We start from the raw sequence: 22,598 nt of genomic DNA, 5'->3' as shown, positions 1-22,598 counted from the left end.
TTCATCCTTCAGAATTTTTGATATTCAAAATGCACTTTTAAACTCATGCTTTCGTCAACAGAGGTCCACGCAACAATAGTGATTGCCAGAAAGAGATAAAGGAAAAAAAGGCGAATCGCGGTTTTCATCATTTAAAACTCTCAGCAATAAATTGATCCATCGCGACCCATGCTGGCTCGGTTGGATGCAGGCGATCCCAATTCCAGCCGTTCTGATAAGGCTGCGCATACATATCAAAATAGCGAACCTGATTTTCCTCCAGCATCGCTCTAATCTGGCTATCGACGGGCTGGAATTTCTCAGAATTTTTAATTGCCCACGGATTGATCGGATCAACAATGACGACAAACTGCGCATTGCGCACTTTCAGCAATTTGATCGTCGCGGATAACGCCTCCATTTGCGCAGGAACAATCGGCGCGTCATCCCACTCTTCTCGCGTTTGATCGTCTGCAAAAATAGATTTATCCATCCACAGCGTGGCTGCGCTTTGCTGGCGAGATTTATTCAGCTCATGAGCCTGAACCCGTTCACGATCCCAGTCAGGAATCACGTTGGTCGTTGGCACATGAGGCCACGGTCGTACAGGCTGAGGAACAATGCGTAACATCGCTAACCAGTCTTTTTTTATCAGCTCGCAGAAATTAGCAAATTGATAACTCACTTCCTGCCAGATTATTTGCGAGTCCCAGCCATAGACTTTCATTTGGCCGAACGTTAAATGGCTTATCTCTTCTTTATCGATATGGTGTAAGTAATTGACCAAAAAGGGACGCGTCTGGTCGTCCTTTATTAACGGGTTAAAAATAGATGTTGGAAAGTTGTTGGCAAAAATGGCCGGAGGAATACCGTCAGAATAAAAGCTATCGGGCGCAAGCAGTAAAACAACTTTACTGTTAGCGTTAAGATCATTTTTAAAACGTGAAAGCAGTAAAAAATGCGTGACGCTATCAACATAACTGTCACCATAGGCCACAACCTGACGATGCAGTTGGTTATTAAAATAATTATAGACCGCGTAATGTTCATCTTCAGAAGTAGAAACTTCGGATGCCCCAAGGAAGAAGATCGCATTTCCCTGCAACACATGAGAAATAGTCGCTATTTTTTCCCTTTGTTCTTTCGACGTGCCTTCCATGGTGTTAATCAGCGGTTGGAATGTTAACGCCGGATCAAAGCTTGTCGCTAGCGGGTGAACGCTGAGAAACAGGATGGCGAGAGTCGCCATCAGGATATGTAGGCAGAAAGTATTTTTTATTTTCATTATGTAAAGTGCAACGACATGATATTAATTTATTTAAAATTTGTTAATTTATATTCACTGTCAAATTCTTGTGCTGTCTGGATTATATATCAGGCTTCTTTCCGATGATGAGCGTTGCTGTGTAACGGTATGTACAGTGGTTATCTCCGTCACAATAATTCGTCTTACATCCTGTATCCGTCATACTGCAAGCGGTATTCAAACCGATAACGTTTGTCACGCCACTCGAACTATTTTCGGCCTATACTAGGTGGATAACATGGTCGTTAATCGATTAAAACATTCTTAAATTAACGTCTATAAAAATTAATCCATAAAAAACATAAAGAAGCGCTTATGAAAAACTATCAGGTCAATCTATCTCGGCTATTCGTCATTTCAGGTGCGATGTTAGTTATGGCCTGCTCATCCAGTACGAAAAGTCCCCCCGATGCTGAAACGCCAGCGTGCATGAAATATCATTCAATGATGACAGCGCCCTTACCACCCATGGAAATGATGAAGCTAAAAGATCAGTGTGAGCAATCAAGACGTTGACGACATCTCGTCGTCATGGCCGTGCTTATTGCTAAACTAAACGCAGGCGAAATGATTGATGGCATTCCAGCTCGAATTCAATGCAAGATATAGATATTGATAACACCGACGTAAAAGTACGGTCTTCATCTGATCGCTAATGAATGCCCCTTACATTCCCATTAATCGCAACGAACAAGAAGAAAAAAATGATTAACTTTAACAGTCTTTCAAAAAGTACGGTGGCAGATGCACAATCTGCCAATGACAGTCGCACAATACATAAGCAGGAAAATGTGCCTGAAAGCACACAGTCCATGTCTGAAACGATTGATGGTTATTCAAATAAAAAAAATACCGGTATCACAACACTGGCAAAACAGCTTAGCGATGCCGCGGTTAGGGCCGAAGCCAGAGACGCCACCAGCGATCGCAATACATTGGCAGACAGAGCCAGAAGCGTGGATGATGAACTTGTCGGCATGAGTTACGTCAGTAGCAAGAAAACACACGATGCTGAAGTTCCTAATAGTGATGACCCCGAGCGATTAGCCCGAGCGGAACAAGCTACGGCCTACGCCAATGGTAAAGGGAGCAACCCTTTTAGAGGTCTCTCTCGTGAACAATTGGCACTGATTACCTATGACGATAGCGGGACTTTTACGGTGAATGAGCGGCGCGCAGCCTGGAGCGAAGCTTATGACCAGGAGCAAGTATGGCGCACCTTCGCCATAGCACAAAGCAAGCTGGAGTGGAGTCGTGGTGAGTTTAAACAAACTGAATTTTTCAAAATGGTGTTAAATCACCATGAAAGCTTGCCGTTAATTGTGCAAGCGCAGGCACCGGAAGGCTATGTACCACGTCTGAAATACCTGATAGAAATGGACTTTAATTTTATGACCGGGGAATCAGGCAAAGATGCCGATCCGTTCAAACGCCTGTTTGAACTACTTACCCCTACAGCGCTTCAGGACCCGTTCGATGTGCCGAGGTCTAACCTCTCAGCCCAACAGGTAGGTTAAACATTCACCAAAGCAACCACGTGTACTAAGTACGGAAGCCACTGCCGATATCTGTTTTTTAATCATGATCACCATGGTTCAGGCAAGCGAATAAGGAATATTCAAGAAATTAATGTTTACGCAATGCCTGACAGCAGGCGCGGCTTCTGACAAAATAGTGCCATTCCCCCGTACTTAATACAGATGGATTTCATCTCAGATGTCAGCAAAGATTATTGATGGTAAAACGATTGCGCAGCAGGTTAAAGACGAAGTCGCTGCACAGGTAAAACTACGTCTGGCTGCCGGTAAACGTGCTCCCGGGCTGGCCGTTGTTCTGGTTGGTGAGAATCCTGCTTCACAGATTTACGTTGCCAGTAAACGCAAAGTTTGCGAAGAGGTCGGTTTCATTTCCCGTTCCTACGATTTACCGGCAACGACGACCGAGCCGGAACTACTGGCGCTAATTGATAAGTTGAATGCAGACAAAACCATTGACGGCATTCTGGTTCAACTCCCACTGCCAGCAGGTATTGATAACACGAAGGTCATCGAGCGTATTGCACCAGATAAAGATGTCGATGGTTTCCACCCCTACAATGTTGGCCGCCTATGCCAGCGCGCACCGTTGCTACGCGCCTGTACACCACGTGGCATCATTACGCTGCTGGAACGCTATAATATTGATACTTTTGGGCTTAACGCGGTCGTTGTTGGTGCCTCCAATATCGTTGGTCGACCGATGAGCCTGGAATTGCTGCTGGCTGGCTGCACAACCACCGTCACACATCGTTTCACTAAGAACCTACGCCACCACATTGAGCATGCGGATTTGCTGGTAGTTGCCGTAGGTAAACCAGGTTTTATCCCAGGTGAATGGATCAAACCGGGTGCGATCGTGCTTGATGTCGGTATTAATCGCCTTGAAAACGGGAAAGTCGTGGGTGATGTGGTATTTGAAACCGCACGGGAAAAAGCGGCGTATATCAGCCCGGTTCCAGGTGGTGTTGGGCCGATGACCGTTGCGACCTTAATTCAAAATACACTTCAGGCATGCGAAGAATACCACGATAGTGCCGAATAATTAGGCAGATTACCTAAGCATAAAAAACAGGAAATTATGAACACTTTTCATCTTGAAAACCATCCACACGTTGAGCTATGTGACCTGCTGAAACTACAGGGATGGAGAGAGAGCGGCGCAACCGCCAAGCTGGCAATTGCAGAGGGCCGAGTCACCGTAGATGGTCAGGTCGAAACCCGCAAACGCTGCAAGATCATTGCAGGTCAAAAAGTCGAATTTGATGGCGAAGCCGTCAATGTTGTTGCCTGAGGCTTCATCGTCTGCAAAGCCAATAACATCATGGTTGTAAAATAAAAAACCCCGTCAGTGGCAACATCGACGGGGTTTTTATTTGCTCAGCACCATAACCGATTATTTGCGGCGCCAGGTTGTACCCTGTGGACCATCTTCCAGAACAATACCAAGCTCATTCAACCGATCGCGCGCCTGATCTGCCAACGCCCAATCTTTGGCCGCTCTGGCGTCTTTACGCTGTTTGATCAAGCCTTCTATTTCCCTGACTTCATCGTCATCAGACTGCGCACCACTTTGCAGGAAGACATCTGGATCTTGCCCCAAAATACCCAGCACGCTGGCCAGTTTTCGCAATGCAGATGCTAACTGATTGGCCGCATGCGGATCTTCTGCTTTTAGACGATTGACATCCCGCGCCATGTCAAACAGAACTGAATACGCTTCCGGCGTATTGAAGTCATCATCCATCGCTTCACGAAAACGCGCTTCAAACACTTCCCCGCCCTGAGCATCGACACGACTATCCGTACCACGCAATGCCGTATAGAGCCGTTCAAGCGCTGAACGCGCCTGTTTTAAGTTCTCTTCGCTGTAATTCAATTGGCTGCGATAGTGACCTGACATCAGAAAATAACGCACCGTTTCAGGATCATAATAGGCAAGTACATCACGCACGGTAAAGAAGTTGTTCAACGACTTTGACATCTTTTCCCGGTCAACCATCACCATGCCTGAGTGCATCCAATAGTTCACATAAGGACCATCGTGGGCACAGCTGGACTGCGCAATTTCATTTTCATGATGCGGGAACATCAAATCAGATCCCCCACCGTGAATATCAAAATTCTCACCTAACTGTTTACAGTTCATGGCCGAACATTCGATATGCCAGCCTGGACGCCCTTCCCCCCATGGAGATGTCCAATGTGGCTCTCCCGGCTTAGACATTTTCCACAGCACAAAATCCATCGGATTACGTTTAACTTCGGTAATCTCGACGCGCGCTCCCGCCTGAAGTTGCGTCAGGTCCTGACGGGAAAGCGCACCGTAACCCGGCGCCGTATCCACAGAGAACATGACATCGCCATTTGAAGCGACATAGGCATGTCGGCGAGCAATCAGTTTTTCAACCAATTCGATAATTTCAGCAATATGGTGAGTGGCACGCGGCTCGGCATCGGGGCGTAAAATATTCAACGCATCGAAATCAGCATGCATTTCTGCAATCATTCTGGTGGTCAGTTGTTCGCTGGTTTCGCCATTTTCCGCAGCACGTTTAATAATTTTATCGTCAATATCGGTAATATTTCGCACATATTTCAGCGAATAACCTAAATAACGCAAATACCGAGCCACCACATCGAACGACACAAAAGTACGCCCGTGACCGATATGACAGAGATCATATACGGTGATCCCGCACACATACATCCCCACTTGACCAGCGTGGATAGGTTTGAATTCCTCTTTTTGACGACTTAGCGTATTAAAAATCTTTAGCATCAGGGCATTCCATGGTGTTCGCAGGATAGGTGTCAATCATCTTTCACTGTCGGCGTAAATAACATCAATTGATAAGGGCGTTGCAACCCTAACAGCGTATTGAAACCTGAACCCCATCCTATTGCAAGGCTGATACAACGGAATAAACAGATAATTGACAGGGATTAAAATCGTGACAGCACATCCGCGCCAAGCGACGCGAAAGCAACGCAACAAAAAATAGGAGATAGCAGATCGTAAAAAGGTCCGGATTTACCGGACCTCTTACCAATCGTACTTGTTTTGTCTGATGCAGTATTAACGCCAGCGAGGATTCGACATGACGGAATATTTACCACTCCCCAACAACGCAATTGCCAGGCCAGCAAAGAAGAAGACCGCTGTTCCTTCTACACCCCATGCCCCCGTTTTTGCCAATGAGACAAACCCTTCAGGATGTACCAATAATGTTGCGACAACCATGGTAGAGGAAAAAATCAGCGCTGAGGGGCGAGTCAGGATTCCCAAAATCATTAGCAATGGCGTAACAACTTCACCAACATAGACACCATAGCCAACAAACGCCGGGATACCCGCCGCGGTGAGCATGCCTTCGATACCGCCGATCCCACCGTGTACCTTGTGCCATCCGTGAAACAGCATCAAAACACTGAAAGAGACACGCAGAAGCAATTTGCCGAAATCGGGCTTATCTAATACTCGATTAATACTATCCAGCATAATTCACCTATCTATTTAGAGTTACTCGGGGGTAATACGAATCACTCTCAGATTAATCTGAGTCATTACCAATGAACACGTTGATCATTCAATACATTGATCTAGCGCAAGAAAAATATTATTCAAATAAATTAACTAAAAAAACAATATTTGATCAATTTATTTGCATTGATGATTTTTCTTCTTATTGCCAAATCAGTTTCCCCTTCTTCTCCTGTGTTTAAAAGCCCTGCTATAAAGGCTCTGCTGACTCATCGAGCCAGTTATGTTATAAGAACGCACTTGATTGCTCGTCATACACAATGAGCAATCATTCTCATTACTTATGGCTATCTAGGGTTCATCACTATGATCACGTTGCATACAAACCACGGCGATATCGTTATTAATACCTTCGCAGATAAAGCGCCGGTTACCGTAGAAAACTTTCTGAATTACTGCCGAGATGGTTTTTACGACAACACTATTTTCCACCGTGTTATCAATGGTTTTATGATCCAGGGCGGCGGTTTTGCACCAGGAATGGCGCAGAAAAGCACCAAAGAAGCGATTAAAAACGAAGCCAATAATGGCCTGAAAAACACACGTGGTACGCTCGCCATGGCACGAACCAACGATCCACATTCTGCTACTGCGCAGTTCTTTATTAATGTTGTCGATAACGATTTCCTGAACTTCCGTTCAGAGCGTGCCGATGGCTGGGGCTATTGTGTCTTTGCCGAAGTCACTGAAGGCATGGATGTCGTTGATAAAATTAAGGGTGTCGCGACAGGACGCAGCGGCATGCACCAGGATGTCCCCAAAGAAGATGTCGTGATCACCAGCGTTACCGTTAGCGAGTAATCGCGCCTACATGACGACGCTGTTCATTGCCGATCTTCATTTAAGCGTTCACGAACCGGCGATCACCGCCGGTTTTCTGCGTTTTTTACGCCGTGAAGCCATGAACGCCGATGCTCTTTATATTCTGGGCGATTTGTTCGATGCCTGGATCGGCGATGATGATCCGCAACCACTGCATGCAACGGTTGCCACAGCACTGCGCGAGCTGCATCAACATGGTGTTCGCTGTTATTTTGTGCACGGTAACCGTGATTTTTTGATCGGCAAACACTTTGCTCAACAAAGCAGGATGATTTTGCTACCAACAGAAACAGTGTTGGATTTGTATGGTCAGCGAATACTCATTTTACATGGCGATACGCTGTGTACTGACGATCCGGCTTACCAAAAATTTCGCCGTCGGGTACATAACAAATTCATACAACGTCTTTTTCTACTATTACCTTTGCGTTTTCGGCTCAACATAGCAAAAAAAATGCGAGCGGCCAGCCAATATGCCAACCAGAGCAAATCACAACAGATTATGGATGTGAATGCTGAAGAGGTGATCCGGCGACTCGACTATTATCAGGTAAACACGATGATCCATGGTCATACTCATCGTCCGAAGATTCATCAGATTGCGACTGAGCATATTCATGCACAGCGTGCCGTGTTGGGTGCATGGCATCACGAAGGATCGATGATCAAAGTGACCGGACAGAACATTGAATTAATCACATTCCCCTTCTGATTTTTTATTTCCGTTAATGCTTTTTCTCCCATTAGGTTAGTTTGTTATCACAGCATTAATCCGTATTTCAGGCTTACGCAACCGTTTTCCTTACTATAAGGTCATGGTATGCTCTACGCCCTTAACGCCAGCGCATTGTCCATCTGGCTGATGAGGTTACTCACGCCGCATCACGATCATGTAAAATCACAGGAGCTTTACAGGCATGTCATCCAACGTTGCCCCGGCTAAAATCGCCATCGTCATGGGTTCAAAGAGTGACTGGGCCACTATGCAGTTTGCGGCAGAGGTTCTCACCACGCTGAATATTGCTTTCCACGTCGAAGTCGTTTCTGCACACCGTACCCCCGATAAATTGTTCAGCTTTGCCGAGCAAGCTTCTCATAACGGCTTTGACGTTATTATTGCCGGAGCCGGTGGCGCCGCACACTTACCGGGTATGCTGGCCGCTAAAACGTTGGTTCCCGTGCTGGGTGTTCCGGTGCAAAGCGCCGCGCTCAGCGGTGTTGATAGCCTGTATTCTATTGTTCAAATGCCGCGCGGTATTCCTGTCGGCACCTTGGCCATTGGTAAGGCTGGCGCGGCGAATGCCGCCCTGCTGGCCGCACAAATTCTTGCTCTGCACGACAGCAATATCGCCACTCGCCTGGCAGACTGGCGACAGAGCCAGACCGATGAAGTGCTATCCAATCCCGATCCCCGGGAGGAAGCATGAAGCCAGTTTGCGTATTAGGTAATGGACAACTGGGCAGGATGCTGCGTCAGGCTGGTGAACCGCTGGGTATCGCGGTTTATCCCGTAGGTTTAGATGCAGAACCGGAATCGGTTCCTTTTCAAAACAGCGTGATTACCGCTGAGATCGAACGTTGGCCGGAAACAGCGCTCACCAATCAACTTGCCGCTCACACCGCCTTTGTTAACCGTGATATTTTCCCACGCCTAGCCGATCGCCTGACGCAAAAACAGCTGCTGGATTCATTGAATCTGGCAACTGCCCCCTGGCAGCTTCTTGCCAGCGAGGAGGAATGGCCCCACATTTTCACCACGCTGGGTGAACTGGCTATCGTCAAACGCCGCGTTGGTGGCTACGATGGCCGCGGTCAGTGGCGCTTACGCTCGGGTGAGCAGTCAACACTACCCGCCGACTGCTATGGCGAATGTATTGTCGAACAAGGCATTAACTTCTCTGGCGAGGTGTCACTAGTCGGTGCCCGCAACGTTCACGGCAAGTGCGTATTCTATCCGCTAACGCACAATCTGCATCAGGATGGCATCCTACGAACCAGCGTGGTGTTACCACAACCCGCCCGTCATCTCCAAGATCAGGCGGAACAGATGTTATCGGCCATAATGAACGAGCTGGAATACGTCGGCGTGATGGCGATGGAATGTTTCATTGTTGATGATCGTTTGCTGATCAATGAACTCGCACCACGTGTACACAATAGTGGACACTGGACGCAAAATGGTGCATCCATTAGCCAGTTCGAACTGCACCTTCGCGCCATTCTGGATCTGCCCATGCCTTCTCCGGTTGTCGGCACGGCATCTGTCATGGTCAATTTGATCGGCACCGATATCAATATCGAATGGCTGTCTTTGCCATTGGTGCATCTGCATTGGTATGAAAAAGAAGTGCGTCAAGGCCGAAAAGTCGGGCATCTGAACTTACAGGCTCAGGAAAACCTCCAACTTCAACAGACATTAGCTGCTCTAGCGCCCATGCTCCCTGAAGCGTATCAAAGCGGTTTACTGTGGGCACAGGAAAAACTGTCTGCTCGGTAATCGTTACACCTCAGATAACCATTTCACCGTTGTCTGAGGTGTCTAATTATTTAAAGTACGTCATGATCAAGCGAGTATATCGCCACAAAAATGAAAGCAACCATCGGAAAGGTAAGATAAAAAATCATTTTTTAACGTGACATCACGATGTTTAGGTTTATTATTTAAACATCATATTCTTTGTAATAGTCCTATTAATAATTACCGCCGTCATTTCAGTATCGAATAAAGCATCAATAAAGAGCCATTAAAAATAATTAAAATAAAGTATCATCATTGATATTTTATTTTCCGATTAATTTTATTAAAATAATCCCCGTCAATTCATTTATGTGATCGCCACAATATTATTCGCTGACCGCCACGATATAGAATGCAACCCACAAAAACAGTATTGACTCATCAGCATAATTATTATGCTCTGTTCGCTTTTTAAACTCTGTAACGGTAACTTTCCGCTACTGTAATTATATGTACTCTACACAATTCAGGTTTCAGAACAAAAACGCCAACGCGTTTTTGAATATCACATGCGATTTGAAGTATGACGGGTATAAACTGTGTTCACCGAGGAGACACAAGTATGAGCACAATTCAAGACAACAGTCAGGTATTAGAACAAACGTCAAGCTGGCGTAAAAGCGATACCGTTTGGATGCTGGGCCTCTATGGCACAGCGATTGGTGCCGGTGTGCTATTCCTGCCGATAAATGCCGGGATTGGTGGGTTAATCCCATTAATTATTATGGCAATTATCGCTTTTCCCATGACGTATTATTCCCATCGTGCTTTATGCCGTTTTGTATTATCTGGTAAAAAAGGTGGTGAAGATATTACAGAAGTTGTTGAAGAACATTTCGGCGCTGGCGCTGGGAAATTAATCACATTGCTGTATTTTTTTGCAATTTATCCGATTCTTCTGGTTTACAGTGTCGCAATAACTAATACGGTTGATAGTTTTATCACACACCAATTACATCTTCCCTCACCACCGAGAGCTGTACTTTCATTAATATTGATTCTTGGCTTAATGTTCATTGTTCGTTTTGGCGAAGCCGTCATCGTTAAAGCAATGAGTGTTCTTGTTTATCCATTTGTTGCAGTATTAATGCTCTTGGCTTTGTATTTAGTTCCTCATTGGAATACCTCTGTTTTTGAAAATATTTCACTTGCCAATAATGTCACTGGCAATGGATTACTGGCGACATTATGGCTAGCCATTCCAGTCATGGTTTTCTCTTTTAACCACTCCCCTATCATCTCTTCATTCGCTGTTGCGAAACGTAAAGAGTACGGAGATGAAGCGGAGAAAAAATGTTCACGCATTCTGTCCTATAGCCACATCATGATGGTACTTACCGTCATGTTCTTTGTTTTCAGTTGCGTATTAAGTCTGTCACCTGCTGAACTGATGGAAGCGAAAGCACAGAACATCTCTATTTTGTCTTATCTGGCTAACCATTTTAATAACCCGATCATGGGCTATCTGGCGCCGATTATCGCAACTATCGCGATCTCCAAATCATTCCTGGGGCACTATCTGGGGGCAGGTGAAGGCTTTAATGGCATGATAACGAAAGTGTTACGCAGCAGAGGAAAAACCATTGCCAACACAACACTAAACCGAATCACCGCCCTGTTTATGCTGATCACCACCTGGATCATCGCGACGAAGAATCCAAGTATTCTCGGCATGATTGAGACACTCGGTGGCCCGATTATTGCCTGTCTGCTGTTCCTGATGCCGATGTATGCGATTCAGAAAGTCCCCGCCATGAAGAAATATAGCGGTCAATTGAGCAACGTCTTTGTCACCATTATGGGATTGATTGCAATCAGCGCGATCGTTTACAGCCTGTTTGGCTAATTCGCTCTGATTCACTCATCTCAACACCGGTACGTTATATAAACACACGCGAGTCTATTCGAGTTGCAGGCAACGTTCTCACGTAGAACAACGAGCCTGCAACTTGAAAGATGATGCGTATATATGCCGATGTTTCTTAGAGGAAGTCGCTATGGTCAGCGTATTTGATATTTTCAAAATTGGTATCGGACCATCCAGTTCACATACCGTAGGCCCGATGAAAGCTGGCAAAATGTTTACCGATGATCTGGTCAGTAAATCACTCATTTCATCCGTAACGCGCATTGTTGTAGATGTTTATGGTTCACTATCTCTGACAGGAAAAGGTCATCATACCGATATCGCCATCATTATGGGATTGGCGGGGAATCAGCCGGACAGTGTCGATATCGATGCCATTTCCACCTTCATACAGCGAGTCAAAGATACCCAACGGCTCCCTATATTCGATGGTCAGTACGAAGTCAGCTTTCCACTGGACACGTCCCTGTGTTTCCAGCCAGAAAATCTGCCTCTGCATGAAAACGGGATGATCATTCGTGCCTATAACCAACAGGAAGTGGTTTACAGTAAAACCTATTATTCCATTGGCGGCGGGTTCGTGGTTGATCAAGAGAATTTTGGTAAAGTTCACCCGACAGAGGAAAGTGTGCCTTACCCCTTTTTCTCTGCACAAAAGTTACTCAAACACTGTCACGATAACTGCCTTTCCTTATCCGCGATCGTCATGAAAAACGAAATCGCGATGCACGGGCGTGACGCGATTGAACAGTATTTTGCTGAAGTCTGGAAAGTCATGCAAAACGGTATTCATCGCGGTATGAATACTGAAGGCGTGTTGCCAGGCCCTTTGCGCGTGCCGCGTCGCGCTTCTGCCCTGCACCGCTTGTTATTTATTAATGATCGTTTCTCTAACGATCCAATGGATGCCATGGACTGGGTGAACATGTTCGCGATGGCTGTTGCGGAAGAAAACGCCTCTGGCGGCCGTGTTGTGACCGCACCAACCAACGGCGCTTGCGGCATTATTCCTGCAGTTCTGGCTTACTACGACCATTATATTCAGCCCGTCACGCCAGAATCCTATCTGCGCTATTTCATGGCATCCGGCGCAATTGGTCTGCTGTATAAAATGAATGCTTCCATCTCCGGCGCGGAAGTCGGCTGTCAGGGGGAAGTTGGCGTAGCATGCTCCATGGCCGCCGCCGGGCTGGCCGAATTGCTCGGTGCCAATCCTGAGCAGGTATGCATTGCCGCCGAAATCGGCATGGAACATAACCTGGGATTAACCTGTGATCCCGTTGCAGGACAAGTTCAGGTGCCCTGTATTGAACGCAATGCCATCGCATCGGTAAAAGCCATCAATGCGGCCAGAATGGCCATGCGACGCACCAGCGAACCTCGAGTCTCTCTGGATAAAGTCATCGAAACCATGTACGAAACGGGTAAAGACATGAATGCCAAATACCGTGAAACCTCACGAGGCGGGTTGGCGATTAAAGTTGTGCTGTGCGAATAAACCGTACTACGGTTTACCATCAGCACCATGCTTTATCTGTGTCAAAAAGCACATCATGCCTGCGAAAGCAGGCATCTCTTGCCCTGCTCTCTTTTCAGATACAGACACAACCAATGAATATAGGGACGACGGATGGGGGAAATGAAACAAAGGCCAGCAGTTTACTGACCTAACGATTAACTGTTTTTACTTTTTTCATTCTCAGGCAACGACCAAATAATATTGTTTTCAGCCGCAGCAATGTACCAATCGACGGTACTACTCGATGGTTTTTTCACACTCTCATGTTTGGCAATCGATTTAGCGGGAAATGCTGCTGATTTCTTTCTAATACGCAGCGGCGTATGTTTTTTCTCACCACTGACCATGTTATTAAACGACTCAACTTCAGCGTCAAACAACACACCTTCCAATTGATGCAAGCGATTTAAGCCGCGCAGAATGCACAAAAGACTACTGAGCGTGATCGATTCCCCCATTTCAGCACGCTTGATGGTCGCAATCCCCAGACCGGCACGTTCAGCCAGATCGACCTGCGACAAACGTTGCTGAATACGGGCATTTTTTATTCGACGACAAAGCTCTGCAACGATGTCCTCTTCATTCATTGTGCTGAATCTCATTTTTCCTGCGCCATCCAAACGATGAAATTGCGTGCATTTTATCATCAGTTTTTCAAATGGCACGGGCAATTGATGTACGACACCAATAATCTTGATCTATGACATAAAAAAGGACAAAAACACCAGATAACGGCAGTTAAAGGACGTAAATATCAGGATTCATAATAGCTAAAGATAAAAAAACTTTTTCTTACCTTCTTTGCTTCATACTAAAATACCAAATAAAGACACAACTACAGACTTAACCAAAACGGCCCGTAATATAATCTTCTGTGCGTCGCTGTGTTGGTGACGTAAACAGATCATCTGTTTGATTATATTCGATTAGTGTCCCCTGATTGATAAAGGCGGTGTAATCGGAAACGCGCGCCGCCTGTTGCATATTGTGCGTCACAAGCACTAGCGTAAAGTGCTGTTTGAGCGTGCCAATCAACTCTTCAATCACCAGGGTTGAGATAGGATCGAGCGCTGATGTTGGTTCATCCAGCAGCAGAATCTCGGGTTCAATGGCAATAGCACGAGCAATGACCAGGCGCTGTTGCTGACCACTGGACAGCGTTAACGCATTATCACTGAGTCGGTCTTTCACTTCATGCCATAATGCTGCCGCGCGCAGTGCTTGTTCCACCGCCTCATCCAGCAGACGGCGATCTTTCACACCTTGTAACCGTAAGCCGTAAATCACGTTTTCATAGATAGATTTAGGAAACGGATTGGGGCGTTGGAATACCATACCGATCCGGCGCCGTAACATCGCCACATCCAACAGAGGATCGGTGATCGGCATGTCATGTAACCAGATCTCGCCCTCAGTCCGGCAATGATCAACCAGATCGTTCATTCGGTTAAAACAGCGCAATAACGTAGATTTACCACAACCGGAAGGCCCAATTAACGCCGTCACCTGATTTCTGGGAATACGCAGTGAAATATCGTTTAGTGCCTGCTTCTCACCATAGTACAAATTAAGATGTTTGACGGTCAGCGCTGTCTGCTCGTCGCTTAACTGGTGAACGTTCAACGGTAACGCCTTTTCCATCTGCATCCTCAATCCCATATCGCTAATTCCATCATTGCGCCTTACATTACATTCAAAACGATAGCGTACGATATTTCTCACGCAGTACATGGCGGATACCGATCGCCGCAAGATTCAGTCCCACCACAATCAAAACCAGTAGCAGTGCGGTGAGATACACTAACGGTCGGGCCGCTTCCACATCGGGGCTCTGAAACGCCAGATCGTAGATCTGGAACCCCAGATGCATAAACTTCCGCTCCAAATGAAGGTACGGAAAAATATCATCAACCGGCAGAACGGGAACGGATTTCACCACGCCAACTAACATGAGCGGTGCCGTTTCACCCGCTGCGCGTGCCACGGCGAGGATCAACCCGGTCATCATGGCAGGCACCGCCATCGGCAACACAACATGCCACAGCGTTTCCGCCTTCGTCGCGCCCAATGCCAGAGAACCATAGCGCACCGACATCGGAATTCGCGATAACCCTTCTTCCGTCGCAACAATCACCACTGGCAGCGTTAACAGCGCCAACGTCAGAGACGCCCAAAGTATGCCAGGTGTACCAAATGTCGGGTTTGGCAACGCCTCAGAATAGAAAAGTTGATCCAACGTACCGCCGATAAGATAGACAAAAAAACCTAACCCAAACACGCCATAGACAATGGATGGCACCCCCGCCAGATTGACTACCGCAATTCGAACCCAGCGAGTAAGAACATTTTTACCTGCATATTCATGTAAATACACCGCAGCAATCACACCCAGCGGCATAACGATGATCGACATCAAAATCACCATCAATACCGTACCAAAGATCGCAGGAAAGAGATGCCCAGCGCTGTTACCGTCAGGAGAATAATGAGTCAGCATATAGCCAGCTTGTTTACCCCAATGCCGGATTTTATCACCTAACCCCATCGCATTAGGAAACCAACCTTGTTCAATGTCTTTCAGTGGCACCAGATGAATCGCGCCATTCGCATCACGCAGTTGCACCTGGTCACGGTTAATTTCCAGATTCAACGCCGTCAATTGCTGTGATAGTTCATCAAAACGCCGCTGTAGCTCAATACGTTCAGCATTCAATCGCGCCTGACTCTGGCTATCAAACGAATTCGCCTGTCGCCGACGCCGTTCTTCCAAACGCAGCGATTCAGATTGCTGATTCAGTTTCGCCATTTCGCCAAGCCGGATGGACTGAGACATCGCCAGTAACCCCTGCACCTGCCCTATACGCCTCTGCAATGTGCCGGGTAAATCATCGGCCAATAGGGGTTGCCCATCCTCCAGCATCCCAGCCAGATAACCATAAGCCGTACCGTTATTTGCTCGCTTCAGCACCAGAATATCGACTGGCTGACTCATGCTGGCAATATCACGGGATAGCAATGTTCGGAAACTTTGCCCATGGATTTCACGCTGACCGATTTTAATCAGGTAACGCGTTTCTGGCTGTTCATGCTGTGCGGACGATAAACCTGCATTGTGGAGTTGTTGCGGCGATAATATTTGTTCTGCATAGATTTCGCCGATCAGAGCCCTTGTTTCCGTCGGTGCATCAGGTGGCACATCACCTTGCGTCACCTGATTTTGCAACGTCAATAACCAAACCGACTGTGGCCATAGATAGCGCATTCCCTGCCCGGCCAATAGCATAAAAATCGTCAGCATCGCCAATAAACTGATGCTGATCGATGAGGCTGTGAGCCATACCCATGGCCTGCCGGAACGAAACCAACGCCTCACGCATTTTCTCCTTCATCACGATAACGTTGTCGCAGCCGCTGACGAATGGACTCAGCCAGTGTATTCACGATAAAAGTGAAGACAAAGAGCGTTAATGCCGTTAGGAATAACACCCGATAGTGTCCACTGTTTGTTACCGCCTCCGGCATTTCGATCGCAATATTGGCCGCTAACGAACGCAAACCTTGTAACAAACTCTCATCCATAATTGGCGTATTTCCCGTTGCCATCAGAACAATCATGGTTTCCCCTACCGCGCGGCCAAAACTCAGCATTAGCGCCGCAAAAATCCCGGCGCTGGCAGACGGTAAAACCACACGCCACAGGGTTTGCCACGGTGTCGCACCTAACGCCAATGATCCTTGACTCAAGCGAGAAGGTACGCTGAATAACGCATCTTCCGCCAGTGAGAAGATCAAAGGAATCAACGCAAACCCCAATGCCATTCCTGCCACCAGCGTATTGCGTTGCACGAAATCATCCCCCAACCATTGATACAGCGGTTGACCAAACATCCAGATTTCCAATATCGGACTGAGCCAGCAACCAATCAGCAACGTCAGAAAAATCGTCGGCAACAGGAACACTGCATCCCAACCGGTGGGAAAACGGCGATGTACGCTATCAGGAAGGCGTTCAACCAGCCAACCGCAGCCCAACACTGCCAATGTCCAGAGGAACGGCATGATCAAAATGGCGGACAGATAAGTCTCCAGATGAGGAGCGAGCCAAATCGCAGCGACTAAACCAATCACTACCGTAGGCAGTGCGCCCATAATTTCCATTGACGGCTTGATCCAACGACGTAACGCAGGCGACATAAAATTCGCGGTATAAACCGCGGCGGAAAGTGCCAACGGCGTTGCAAACAACATGGCATAAATAGCCGCTTTCAGCGTTCCCAACATCAACGGCATCATGCTGAATTTAGCCTGATAGCTGTCATCCGCCGAGGTTGACTGCCAGATATATTCCGGCTCCGGATAGTTTTCATACCACAACTTTTGCCATAACCCTTGCCAACCGATATCCGGATACGGATTGTCAATCTGATAGGCTTGCCAGCCTTGCCCGGTTTCTACCAGCATGGCGCGGCCACGCTGAGAAAACGCCAATTGTTGTACATCGGCCGGTAACGTCTTCGTCAGCAGCGCACCGGATTGTTTACTGGCAAACAGCGACAAGTCTCCCTGCGACGTCAATACGGCAAAAACACGCCGCAATGCCTCGGTTGCCAGCAGAGATATTGACGCTGATTCAGACGGAAACTGTCGAATTTCCGTCAGTTCGACACCTTTATCTGTCGGTACATCAAACCACTGGCTGATGCGGCCGTCGGCAGACTGCACCAACAAAGATTGCCCGCCAGAAAGCAAAGACAGGCGCAGTGGACCGGGTACATTCAACTGATGGCTCTCTCTTAACCGCAACCCCGTTGATGCCCGCTGCCATAGGGAAATCTTTGTCCCTTCCAGCAGGTAAATCTGTTTGCCGTCTGGCGTGATCAATAGCTGTTCAACCTGCGCCCCCGACAATGCAACCTGCGCTTTCAACAGCACTTGGCTGTTATCCAATTCAGTCAGCACCAGTTGGTCATCCTGAGTCACTGTTGCCACTAACAGGCGATTTTCCGTGATAGCGGACACAGCCAGGTGGCGCAAGGGCTGCTTAGATAACCCCAGTGAGATCGGTTGCTCACCGTAAGGAAAGCGCCATTTCGCAGGCTGATCGTCTCGCAATGGTAGAACTGGTTGTACGATGCTAATCGTGCCGTCCTGTTGACCCAGCGCAAAAACGTGCTGCTCCCCATGACTTTCGGCAAGCTGAACCACCGACGAAGCCAGCGCAACTCGCGTCATCGGGTGACCGGAGACCAATGAGAAAAACTCACCGTAACCTTGCCGATCGATCCGAAAACCGGTTTGTCCGTTATCACTGATGCCTATCGCCAATGCTGGCGCACTGACCTTCAGCGCAATCGGCTTTTGCCCATGCATTGAAGGTGCAAAAAACAGCGGCGTCACCACATACAGCAGATAAAAGAAAATCAGCAGCAACGCCACCAGCACGAGCAAACCACTGCCTGTCACCACGCGGTGCGTCACGCGATCCACCCAGACGCGTTGGCGATCTTTATACTGTAATCTATTACCTATGTTTGCCATTAAGCTTGCCGTTAAGTGTGTGTCGTCCATCTATGTATGCATATTCTTCCGCAGAAAAAGCGGGTAGCATATGTTGCCTTTACACCCATAATATGACAATGGTAAGTCAACGGGTGTATTCAATTCTATCGTCATGAACACGCCATAATGTTGTTATACCTTGAGTCAAGTTGCAGTGATGTAGGCGCAGGCAATCATCATTGTGACCTGAAATCAACAGGGTAGAAGTAATTGGGTAGACAACAGCATATTAATTAAATGGAGTGATAATGAGTCAGGGCAAACTCTACATTGAGAAAGAGTTAAGTTGGCTGTCCTTTAATGAACGCGTACTTCAGGAAGCGGCAGATAAAAGCAACCCATTAATCGAGCGTATGCGCTTTCTTGGCATCTACTCCAACAATCTTGATGAGTTTTATAAAGTTCGTTTTGCCGATCTGAAAAGACGAATCCTAATCAATGAAGAACAAGGCTCGGATGGCAACCTACGTCATCTGTTGGGAAAAATTCAGGCCCGCGTACTCAAGACCGATCAGCTATTCGATAATCTCTATAACGAACTGTTACTTGAGATGGCGCGTAACCAGATTTTTCTGGTCAACGAACGTCAGGTATCCCCTAATCAACAAGAGTGGCTGCGAGAATATTTCAGGCAGTACCTGCGCCCGCATATCACCCCGATCCTCATTCTGCACGACACGAATCTGGTGCAATTTCTGAAGGATGACTATACCTATCTCGCCGTCGAGATCATCAGAGGCGATCAGATTAATTACGCATTGTTGGAAATTCCGTCAGACAAAGTCCCACGCTTTGTCAATTTGCCAGCGGAAGCCCCCCGTCGTCGGAAGACGATGATTCTGATCGATAACATCCTACGTTATTGTCTGGATGATATTTTCAAAGGCTTTTTTGATTACGATGCGCTCAACGCCTATTCGATGAAAATGACGCGTGATGCAGAGTACGATCTGGTCACGGAAATGGAATCCAGTTTGTTGGAATTGATGTCATCCAGTCTAAAACAGCGTCTGACCGCCGAACCGGTAAGATTTGTCTATCAGCGTGATATGCCGGATGCCATGGTGGCCATGCTACAAGAAAAACTGGGCATTTCTTCATTCGATTCCGTCATACCGGGTGGCCGTTACCATAACTTTAAAGATTTCATCTCGTTCCCAAATGTTGGCCGTGCCAATCTGGTCAATAAACCCTTGCCACGCTTGCGCCACACTTGGTTCAATCATTTCCGTAACGGCTTCGATGCCGTTCGGGAACGGGATGTACTGCTGTATTATCCGTACCACACCTTTGAACACGTGTTGGAATTGTTGCGTCAGGCCTCGTTTGATCCCAGCGTACTGTCCATTAAAATCAATATTTATCGTGTTGCTAAAGATTCTCGCATCATCACTTCCATGATTCATGCCGCGCATAACGGCAAAAAAGTCACGGTGGTGGTGGAACTGCAAGCACGTTTTGATGAAGAAGCGAATATTCACTGGGCAAAACGCTTGACCGAAGCCGGCGTTCACGTCATTTTCTCCGTTCCCGGCCTGAAGATTCACGCAAAACTGTTTTTAATCTCGCGTCGCGAAGGCGAAAACATTGTGCGTTATGCTCATATCGGCACGGGTAATTTCAATGAAAAAACTGCCCGGCTGTACACCGATTATTCCCTGATTACGGCTGATGAACGCATCACTAACGAAGTCCGACGCGTATTCAACTTCATCGAAAATCCTTATCGCCCGGTCACTTTTGAACACCTGTTGGTTTCCCCACAAAATTCACGCGACAAACTTTATCGTTTGATTGATAAAGAGATCGACAACGTTCAATCAGGGCTTGATGCTGGCATTACGCTAAAAGTTAACAACCTTGTCGATAAAGGGCTGGCTGAGAAACTGTATCAGGCTTCCGCTGCGGGCGTTAAAGTCAATTTACTCGTTCGAGGCATGTGCTCACTGATCCCCGATCTCCCCGGAATCAGTGAAAATATTCAGGTAACCAGTATCGTTGATCGCTATCTTGAACACGATCGTGTGTATGTCTTCCATAACGGCGGAGATGTGAAAGTCTATCTTTCTTCTGCCGACTGGATGACCAGAAACATCGATTATCGTATTGAAGTGGCTGTCGAAATGCTTGACCCCGTGTTAAAAAATCGGGTGTTGGACATTCTGGATATCTTGTTCAGCGATACCGTGAAAGCACGCGTGATTGATAAAGAATTAAGTAACCGCTATGTGTTACGCGGCAACCGGCGTAAAGTACGCGCGCAAAATGCCATCTATGATTATATCAAAGCGCTTGAGCAACCCGGAGATAAGCCTGAATAATGCCATTAACGAACAAAGATAAAGATACGGTAAAACCTCAGGAATTTGCCGCCGTCGACCTGGGATCCAACAGCTTTCACATGGTTGTCGCTCGCGTGGTAAACGGCGCGCTCCAGGTTCTCAGCCGTTTAAAACAGCGTGTTCATCTGGCCGATGGTCTGGATAGCAAAAATATGCTCAGCGAAGAGGCGATGGAGCGCGGTTTAAGCTGCCTGGCACTCTTTGCCGAACGTTTGCAGGGTTTTCCTGCGCTACACGTCTCTATTGTCGGTACGCATACCCTGCGTCAGGCGGCGAATGCACAAGAGTTTCTGCGTCGTGCCGCAGCCATTATCCCCTATCCAATTGAAATTATTTCCGGTCATGAAGAGGCGCGTCTGATTTTTATGGGCGTAGAGCACACTCAACCGGAGAAAGGCCGCAAGTTAGTTATCGACATTGGTGGCGGTTCGACTGAACTGGTTATCGGTGAAGATTTTGAACCCATGCTGGTTGAAAGCCGCCGAATGGGATGTGTGAGCTTTTCACAGCAGTTCTTTCCCCACGGAGAGATTAGCGAAACCAATTTTAAACGTGCACGATTAGCCGCCGCTCAAAAGTTGGAAACGCTGGCGTGGGAGTACCGCATCTACGGCTGGCAATATGCGCTTGGCGCGTCAGGCACGATCAAGGCTACACACGAAATTCTCGTGGAAATGGGAGAGAAGGACGGCTTAATTACACTAGAGCGTCTGGAGATGCTGCGTAACCAGATTTTGCAGTTTAAAAACGTGAAATCATTAAGCCTGCCGGGGTTACCCGAGGAACGCCAATCGGTTTTAGTACCAGGATTAGCCATCCTGTGTGGTGTTTTTGACGCACTGGCAATTAAAGAACTCCGCCTTTCCGACGGTGCGCTGCGAGAAGGTGTTTTATACGAAATGGAAGGCCGCTTCCGTCATCAGGACATCCGTATTCGTACCGCTCAAAGCCTTGCCAGCCACTACAATATCGATCGTGAACAAGCGCGGCGGGTAAAAGAAACCACCGAACATTTGTATGCTCAATGGGCAAAACAAAACCCCAACTTTGTACACCCACAGCTTGAAGCCATTCTAAACTGGGCTTCCATGCTTCATGAAGTTGGACTAAGTATTAACCATAGCGGTATGCATCGTCATTCATCGTATATTTTACAAAACACCAATCTGCCCGGCTTCAATCAGGAACAACAAATCCTGCTGTCGCTGATTATCCGGTTGCATCGTAAAGCCATCAAGCTGGAAGAGTTGCCACGTCTGAATCTCTTCAAGAAGAAACAGTATTTACCCATGGTTCAATTGTTACGTCTGGCAACGCTGCTGAATAACCAGCGACAGGCGACGACTACGCCGGAAACGCTAAGGCTACTGACCGACGATAATTACTGGACGTTGATTTTCCCGCACGGCTTCTTTGCTCAGAATACCCTGGTACAACTCGATCTCGAACGAGAGCAGGAATACTGGCAGGATATCACTGGCTGGAAATTGATTATCGAAGAAGAAAAAGCGTAATCAATCGGTCAACCACGCTGAGGTCGGGTAACCTCAGCGTGGTTGGCGATATCCCCTTTATCCCCATCTTATTTCAAGTTACTTATGCGTTGA

The 22,598-nt window shown here is 47.2% G+C and carries 18 protein-coding genes; 11 read left to right on the top strand and 7 right to left on the bottom strand.

The genetic code is table 11. The features are described 5' to 3' along the window. Nucleotides 1-127: 127 nt before the first annotated feature. Nucleotides 128-1,264, bottom strand: coding sequence for a D-alanyl-lipoteichoic acid biosynthesis protein DltD (locus ACKPVM_RS02975; protein WP_409306779.1), 1,137 nt, complete (start codon nt 1,262-1,264; stop codon nt 128-130). Nucleotides 1,265-1,989: 725 nt separating this feature from the next. Here ACKPVM_RS02975 and ACKPVM_RS02970 point away from each other — a divergent pair. From ACKPVM_RS02970 to ybcJ, 3 genes are all read left to right on the top strand, one after another. Beyond that, nucleotides 1,990-2,802: a hypothetical protein gene (locus ACKPVM_RS02970; RefSeq protein ID WP_409306778.1), complete on the top strand. Its 813-nt coding sequence runs from the start codon at nt 1,990-1,992 to the stop codon at nt 2,800-2,802. Between the two features lie 199 nt (nt 2,803-3,001). Next, complete coding sequence (gene folD / locus ACKPVM_RS02965) at nt 3,002-3,865, top strand: bifunctional methylenetetrahydrofolate dehydrogenase/methenyltetrahydrofolate cyclohydrolase FolD (RefSeq protein WP_409306776.1); 864 nt, start codon at nt 3,002-3,004, stop codon at nt 3,863-3,865. 36 nt (nt 3,866-3,901) lie between these two features. Continuing rightward, nucleotides 3,902-4,114, top strand: a complete 213-nt coding sequence (gene ybcJ, locus ACKPVM_RS02960) for a ribosome-associated protein YbcJ (RefSeq protein ID WP_409306775.1) — start codon at nt 3,902-3,904, stop codon at nt 4,112-4,114. A gap of 102 nt (nt 4,115-4,216) precedes the next feature. On the opposite strand, the gene cysS is transcribed toward ybcJ, so the two are convergent. Both cysS and ACKPVM_RS02950 read right to left on the bottom strand, forming a co-directional pair. Further along, nucleotides 4,217-5,602 (bottom strand): cysteine--tRNA ligase, encoded by a 1,386-nt coding sequence (gene cysS, locus ACKPVM_RS02955; protein ID WP_409306773.1) that lies wholly within the window; start codon nt 5,600-5,602, stop codon nt 4,217-4,219. A gap of 297 nt (nt 5,603-5,899) precedes the next feature. Further along, nucleotides 5,900-6,322 carry a DoxX family protein gene (locus ACKPVM_RS02950; protein WP_409306772.1) on the bottom strand — a complete coding sequence of 141 codons (423 nt, stop codon included), beginning with the start codon at nt 6,320-6,322 and terminating at the stop codon, nt 5,900-5,902. Nucleotides 6,323-6,670: 348 nt separating this feature from the next. Between ACKPVM_RS02950 and ppiB the strand changes: the two genes are divergently transcribed. The 6 genes from ppiB (at nt 6,671) to ACKPVM_RS02920 (ending at nt 13,069) form a co-directional block, all read left to right on the top strand. Further along, the gene (gene ppiB / locus ACKPVM_RS02945) at nt 6,671-7,165 is read left to right on the top strand and encodes a peptidylprolyl isomerase B (protein WP_409306770.1); all 495 of its coding nucleotides are present in this window, start codon (nt 6,671-6,673) and stop codon (nt 7,163-7,165) included. Nucleotides 7,166-7,175: 10 nt separating this feature from the next. After that, nucleotides 7,176-7,898, top strand: a complete 723-nt coding sequence (gene lpxH, locus ACKPVM_RS02940) for a UDP-2,3-diacylglucosamine diphosphatase (RefSeq protein WP_409306768.1) — start codon at nt 7,176-7,178, stop codon at nt 7,896-7,898. 205 nt (nt 7,899-8,103) lie between these two features. Then, on the top strand, nt 8,104-8,613 hold the full coding sequence (gene purE / locus ACKPVM_RS02935; protein ID WP_409306766.1) for a 5-(carboxyamino)imidazole ribonucleotide mutase: 510 nt from the start codon (nt 8,104-8,106) through the stop codon (nt 8,611-8,613). Further along, nucleotides 8,610-9,683 carry a 5-(carboxyamino)imidazole ribonucleotide synthase gene (purK, locus tag ACKPVM_RS02930; RefSeq protein WP_409306765.1) on the top strand — a complete coding sequence of 358 codons (1,074 nt, stop codon included), beginning with the start codon at nt 8,610-8,612 and terminating at the stop codon, nt 9,681-9,683. The genes purE and purK overlap by 4 nt, the downstream gene beginning before the upstream one ends. A 583-nt stretch (nt 9,684-10,266) precedes the next feature. Further along, nucleotides 10,267-11,550, top strand: a complete 1,284-nt coding sequence (locus ACKPVM_RS02925) for an HAAAP family serine/threonine permease (protein WP_409306763.1) — start codon at nt 10,267-10,269, stop codon at nt 11,548-11,550. 151 nt (nt 11,551-11,701) lie between these two features. Beyond that, nucleotides 11,702-13,069 (top strand): L-serine ammonia-lyase, encoded by a 1,368-nt coding sequence (locus ACKPVM_RS02920; RefSeq protein ID WP_409306761.1) that lies wholly within the window; start codon nt 11,702-11,704, stop codon nt 13,067-13,069. A 176-nt stretch (nt 13,070-13,245) separates the two neighbouring features. Here the strand turns inward: ACKPVM_RS02920 and ACKPVM_RS02915 are convergent, their stop codons facing one another. The 4 genes from ACKPVM_RS02915 to ACKPVM_RS02900 all read right to left on the bottom strand — a co-directional run bounded on the left by ACKPVM_RS02915 (nt 13,246) and on the right by ACKPVM_RS02900 (nt 18,628). Beyond that, nucleotides 13,246-13,692 (bottom strand): helix-turn-helix domain-containing protein, encoded by a 447-nt coding sequence (locus ACKPVM_RS02915; protein WP_409306759.1) that lies wholly within the window; start codon nt 13,690-13,692, stop codon nt 13,246-13,248. Between the two features lie 241 nt (nt 13,693-13,933). Further along, a complete protein-coding gene (pstB, locus tag ACKPVM_RS02910; protein ID WP_409306758.1) occupies nt 13,934-14,731 on the bottom strand; it encodes a phosphate ABC transporter ATP-binding protein PstB in 798 nt (265 codons plus the stop codon). A 52-nt stretch (nt 14,732-14,783) separates the two neighbouring features. Further along, entirely contained in the window at nt 14,784-16,463 is a 1,680-nt protein-coding gene (gene pstA / locus ACKPVM_RS02905; RefSeq protein ID WP_409306756.1) for a phosphate ABC transporter permease PstA, read from the bottom strand. Next, nucleotides 16,460-18,628 carry an ABC transporter permease subunit gene (locus ACKPVM_RS02900; RefSeq protein WP_409306754.1) on the bottom strand — a complete coding sequence of 723 codons (2,169 nt, stop codon included), beginning with the start codon at nt 18,626-18,628 and terminating at the stop codon, nt 16,460-16,462. Before ACKPVM_RS02900 ends, pstA begins: the two co-directional genes overlap by 4 nt. Before the next feature lie 269 nt (nt 18,629-18,897). Between ACKPVM_RS02900 and ppk1 the strand changes: the two genes are divergently transcribed. Together ppk1 and ppx are read left to right on the top strand one after the other, a co-directional pair. Further along, a complete protein-coding gene (gene ppk1, locus ACKPVM_RS02895) occupies nt 18,898-20,970 on the top strand; it encodes a polyphosphate kinase 1 (protein ID WP_409306752.1) in 2,073 nt (690 codons plus the stop codon). Beyond that, on the top strand, nt 20,970-22,505 hold the full coding sequence (ppx, locus tag ACKPVM_RS02890; RefSeq protein ID WP_409306750.1) for an exopolyphosphatase: 1,536 nt from the start codon (nt 20,970-20,972) through the stop codon (nt 22,503-22,505). The genes ppk1 and ppx overlap by 1 nt, the downstream gene beginning before the upstream one ends. Nucleotides 22,506-22,598 lie beyond the last annotated feature (93 nt).

Source organism: Pectobacterium hainanensis (assembly GCF_046237015.1).
Lineage (GTDB): Bacteria > Pseudomonadota > Gammaproteobacteria > Enterobacterales > Enterobacteriaceae > JBJYIN01.
Note: the sequence above shows the minus strand (reverse complement) of the source record. Positions and strands in the feature narration are given on the sequence as shown.

Excerpts from the sequence above, each read along its gene's own strand:
- ACKPVM_RS02925 (WP_409306763.1), top strand. The coding sequence starts at position 10,267 with ATGAGCACAATTCAAGACAACAGTCAGGTATTAGAACAAACGTCAAGC.
- ACKPVM_RS02915 (WP_409306759.1), bottom strand. The coding sequence starts at position 13,692 with ATGAGATTCAGCACAATGAATGAAGAGGACATCGTTGCAGAGCTTTGT.
- folD (WP_409306776.1), top strand. The coding sequence starts at position 3,002 with ATGTCAGCAAAGATTATTGATGGTAAAACGATTGCGCAGCAGGTTAAA.
- ACKPVM_RS02950 (WP_409306772.1), bottom strand. The coding sequence starts at position 6,322 with ATGCTGGATAGTATTAATCGAGTATTAGATAAGCCCGATTTCGGCAAA.
- ACKPVM_RS02900 (WP_409306754.1), bottom strand. The coding sequence starts at position 18,628 with ATGGCAAACATAGGTAATAGATTACAGTATAAAGATCGCCAACGCGTC.
- ACKPVM_RS02975 (WP_409306779.1), bottom strand. The coding sequence starts at position 1,264 with ATGAAAATAAAAAATACTTTCTGCCTACATATCCTGATGGCGACTCTC.
- ybcJ (WP_409306775.1), top strand. The coding sequence starts at position 3,902 with ATGAACACTTTTCATCTTGAAAACCATCCACACGTTGAGCTATGTGAC.
- ppiB (WP_409306770.1), top strand. The coding sequence starts at position 6,671 with ATGATCACGTTGCATACAAACCACGGCGATATCGTTATTAATACCTTC.
- ppx (WP_409306750.1), top strand. The coding sequence starts at position 20,970 with ATGCCATTAACGAACAAAGATAAAGATACGGTAAAACCTCAGGAATTT.
- ACKPVM_RS02920 (WP_409306761.1), top strand. The coding sequence starts at position 11,702 with ATGGTCAGCGTATTTGATATTTTCAAAATTGGTATCGGACCATCCAGT.
- ACKPVM_RS02970 (WP_409306778.1), top strand. The coding sequence starts at position 1,990 with ATGATTAACTTTAACAGTCTTTCAAAAAGTACGGTGGCAGATGCACAA.
- ppk1 (WP_409306752.1), top strand. The coding sequence starts at position 18,898 with ATGAGTCAGGGCAAACTCTACATTGAGAAAGAGTTAAGTTGGCTGTCC.
- purE (WP_409306766.1), top strand. The coding sequence starts at position 8,104 with ATGTCATCCAACGTTGCCCCGGCTAAAATCGCCATCGTCATGGGTTCA.
- pstB (WP_409306758.1), bottom strand. The coding sequence starts at position 14,731 with ATGGAAAAGGCGTTACCGTTGAACGTTCACCAGTTAAGCGACGAGCAG.
- lpxH (WP_409306768.1), top strand. The coding sequence starts at position 7,176 with ATGACGACGCTGTTCATTGCCGATCTTCATTTAAGCGTTCACGAACCG.
- purK (WP_409306765.1), top strand. The coding sequence starts at position 8,610 with ATGAAGCCAGTTTGCGTATTAGGTAATGGACAACTGGGCAGGATGCTG.
- cysS (WP_409306773.1), bottom strand. The coding sequence starts at position 5,602 with ATGCTAAAGATTTTTAATACGCTAAGTCGTCAAAAAGAGGAATTCAAA.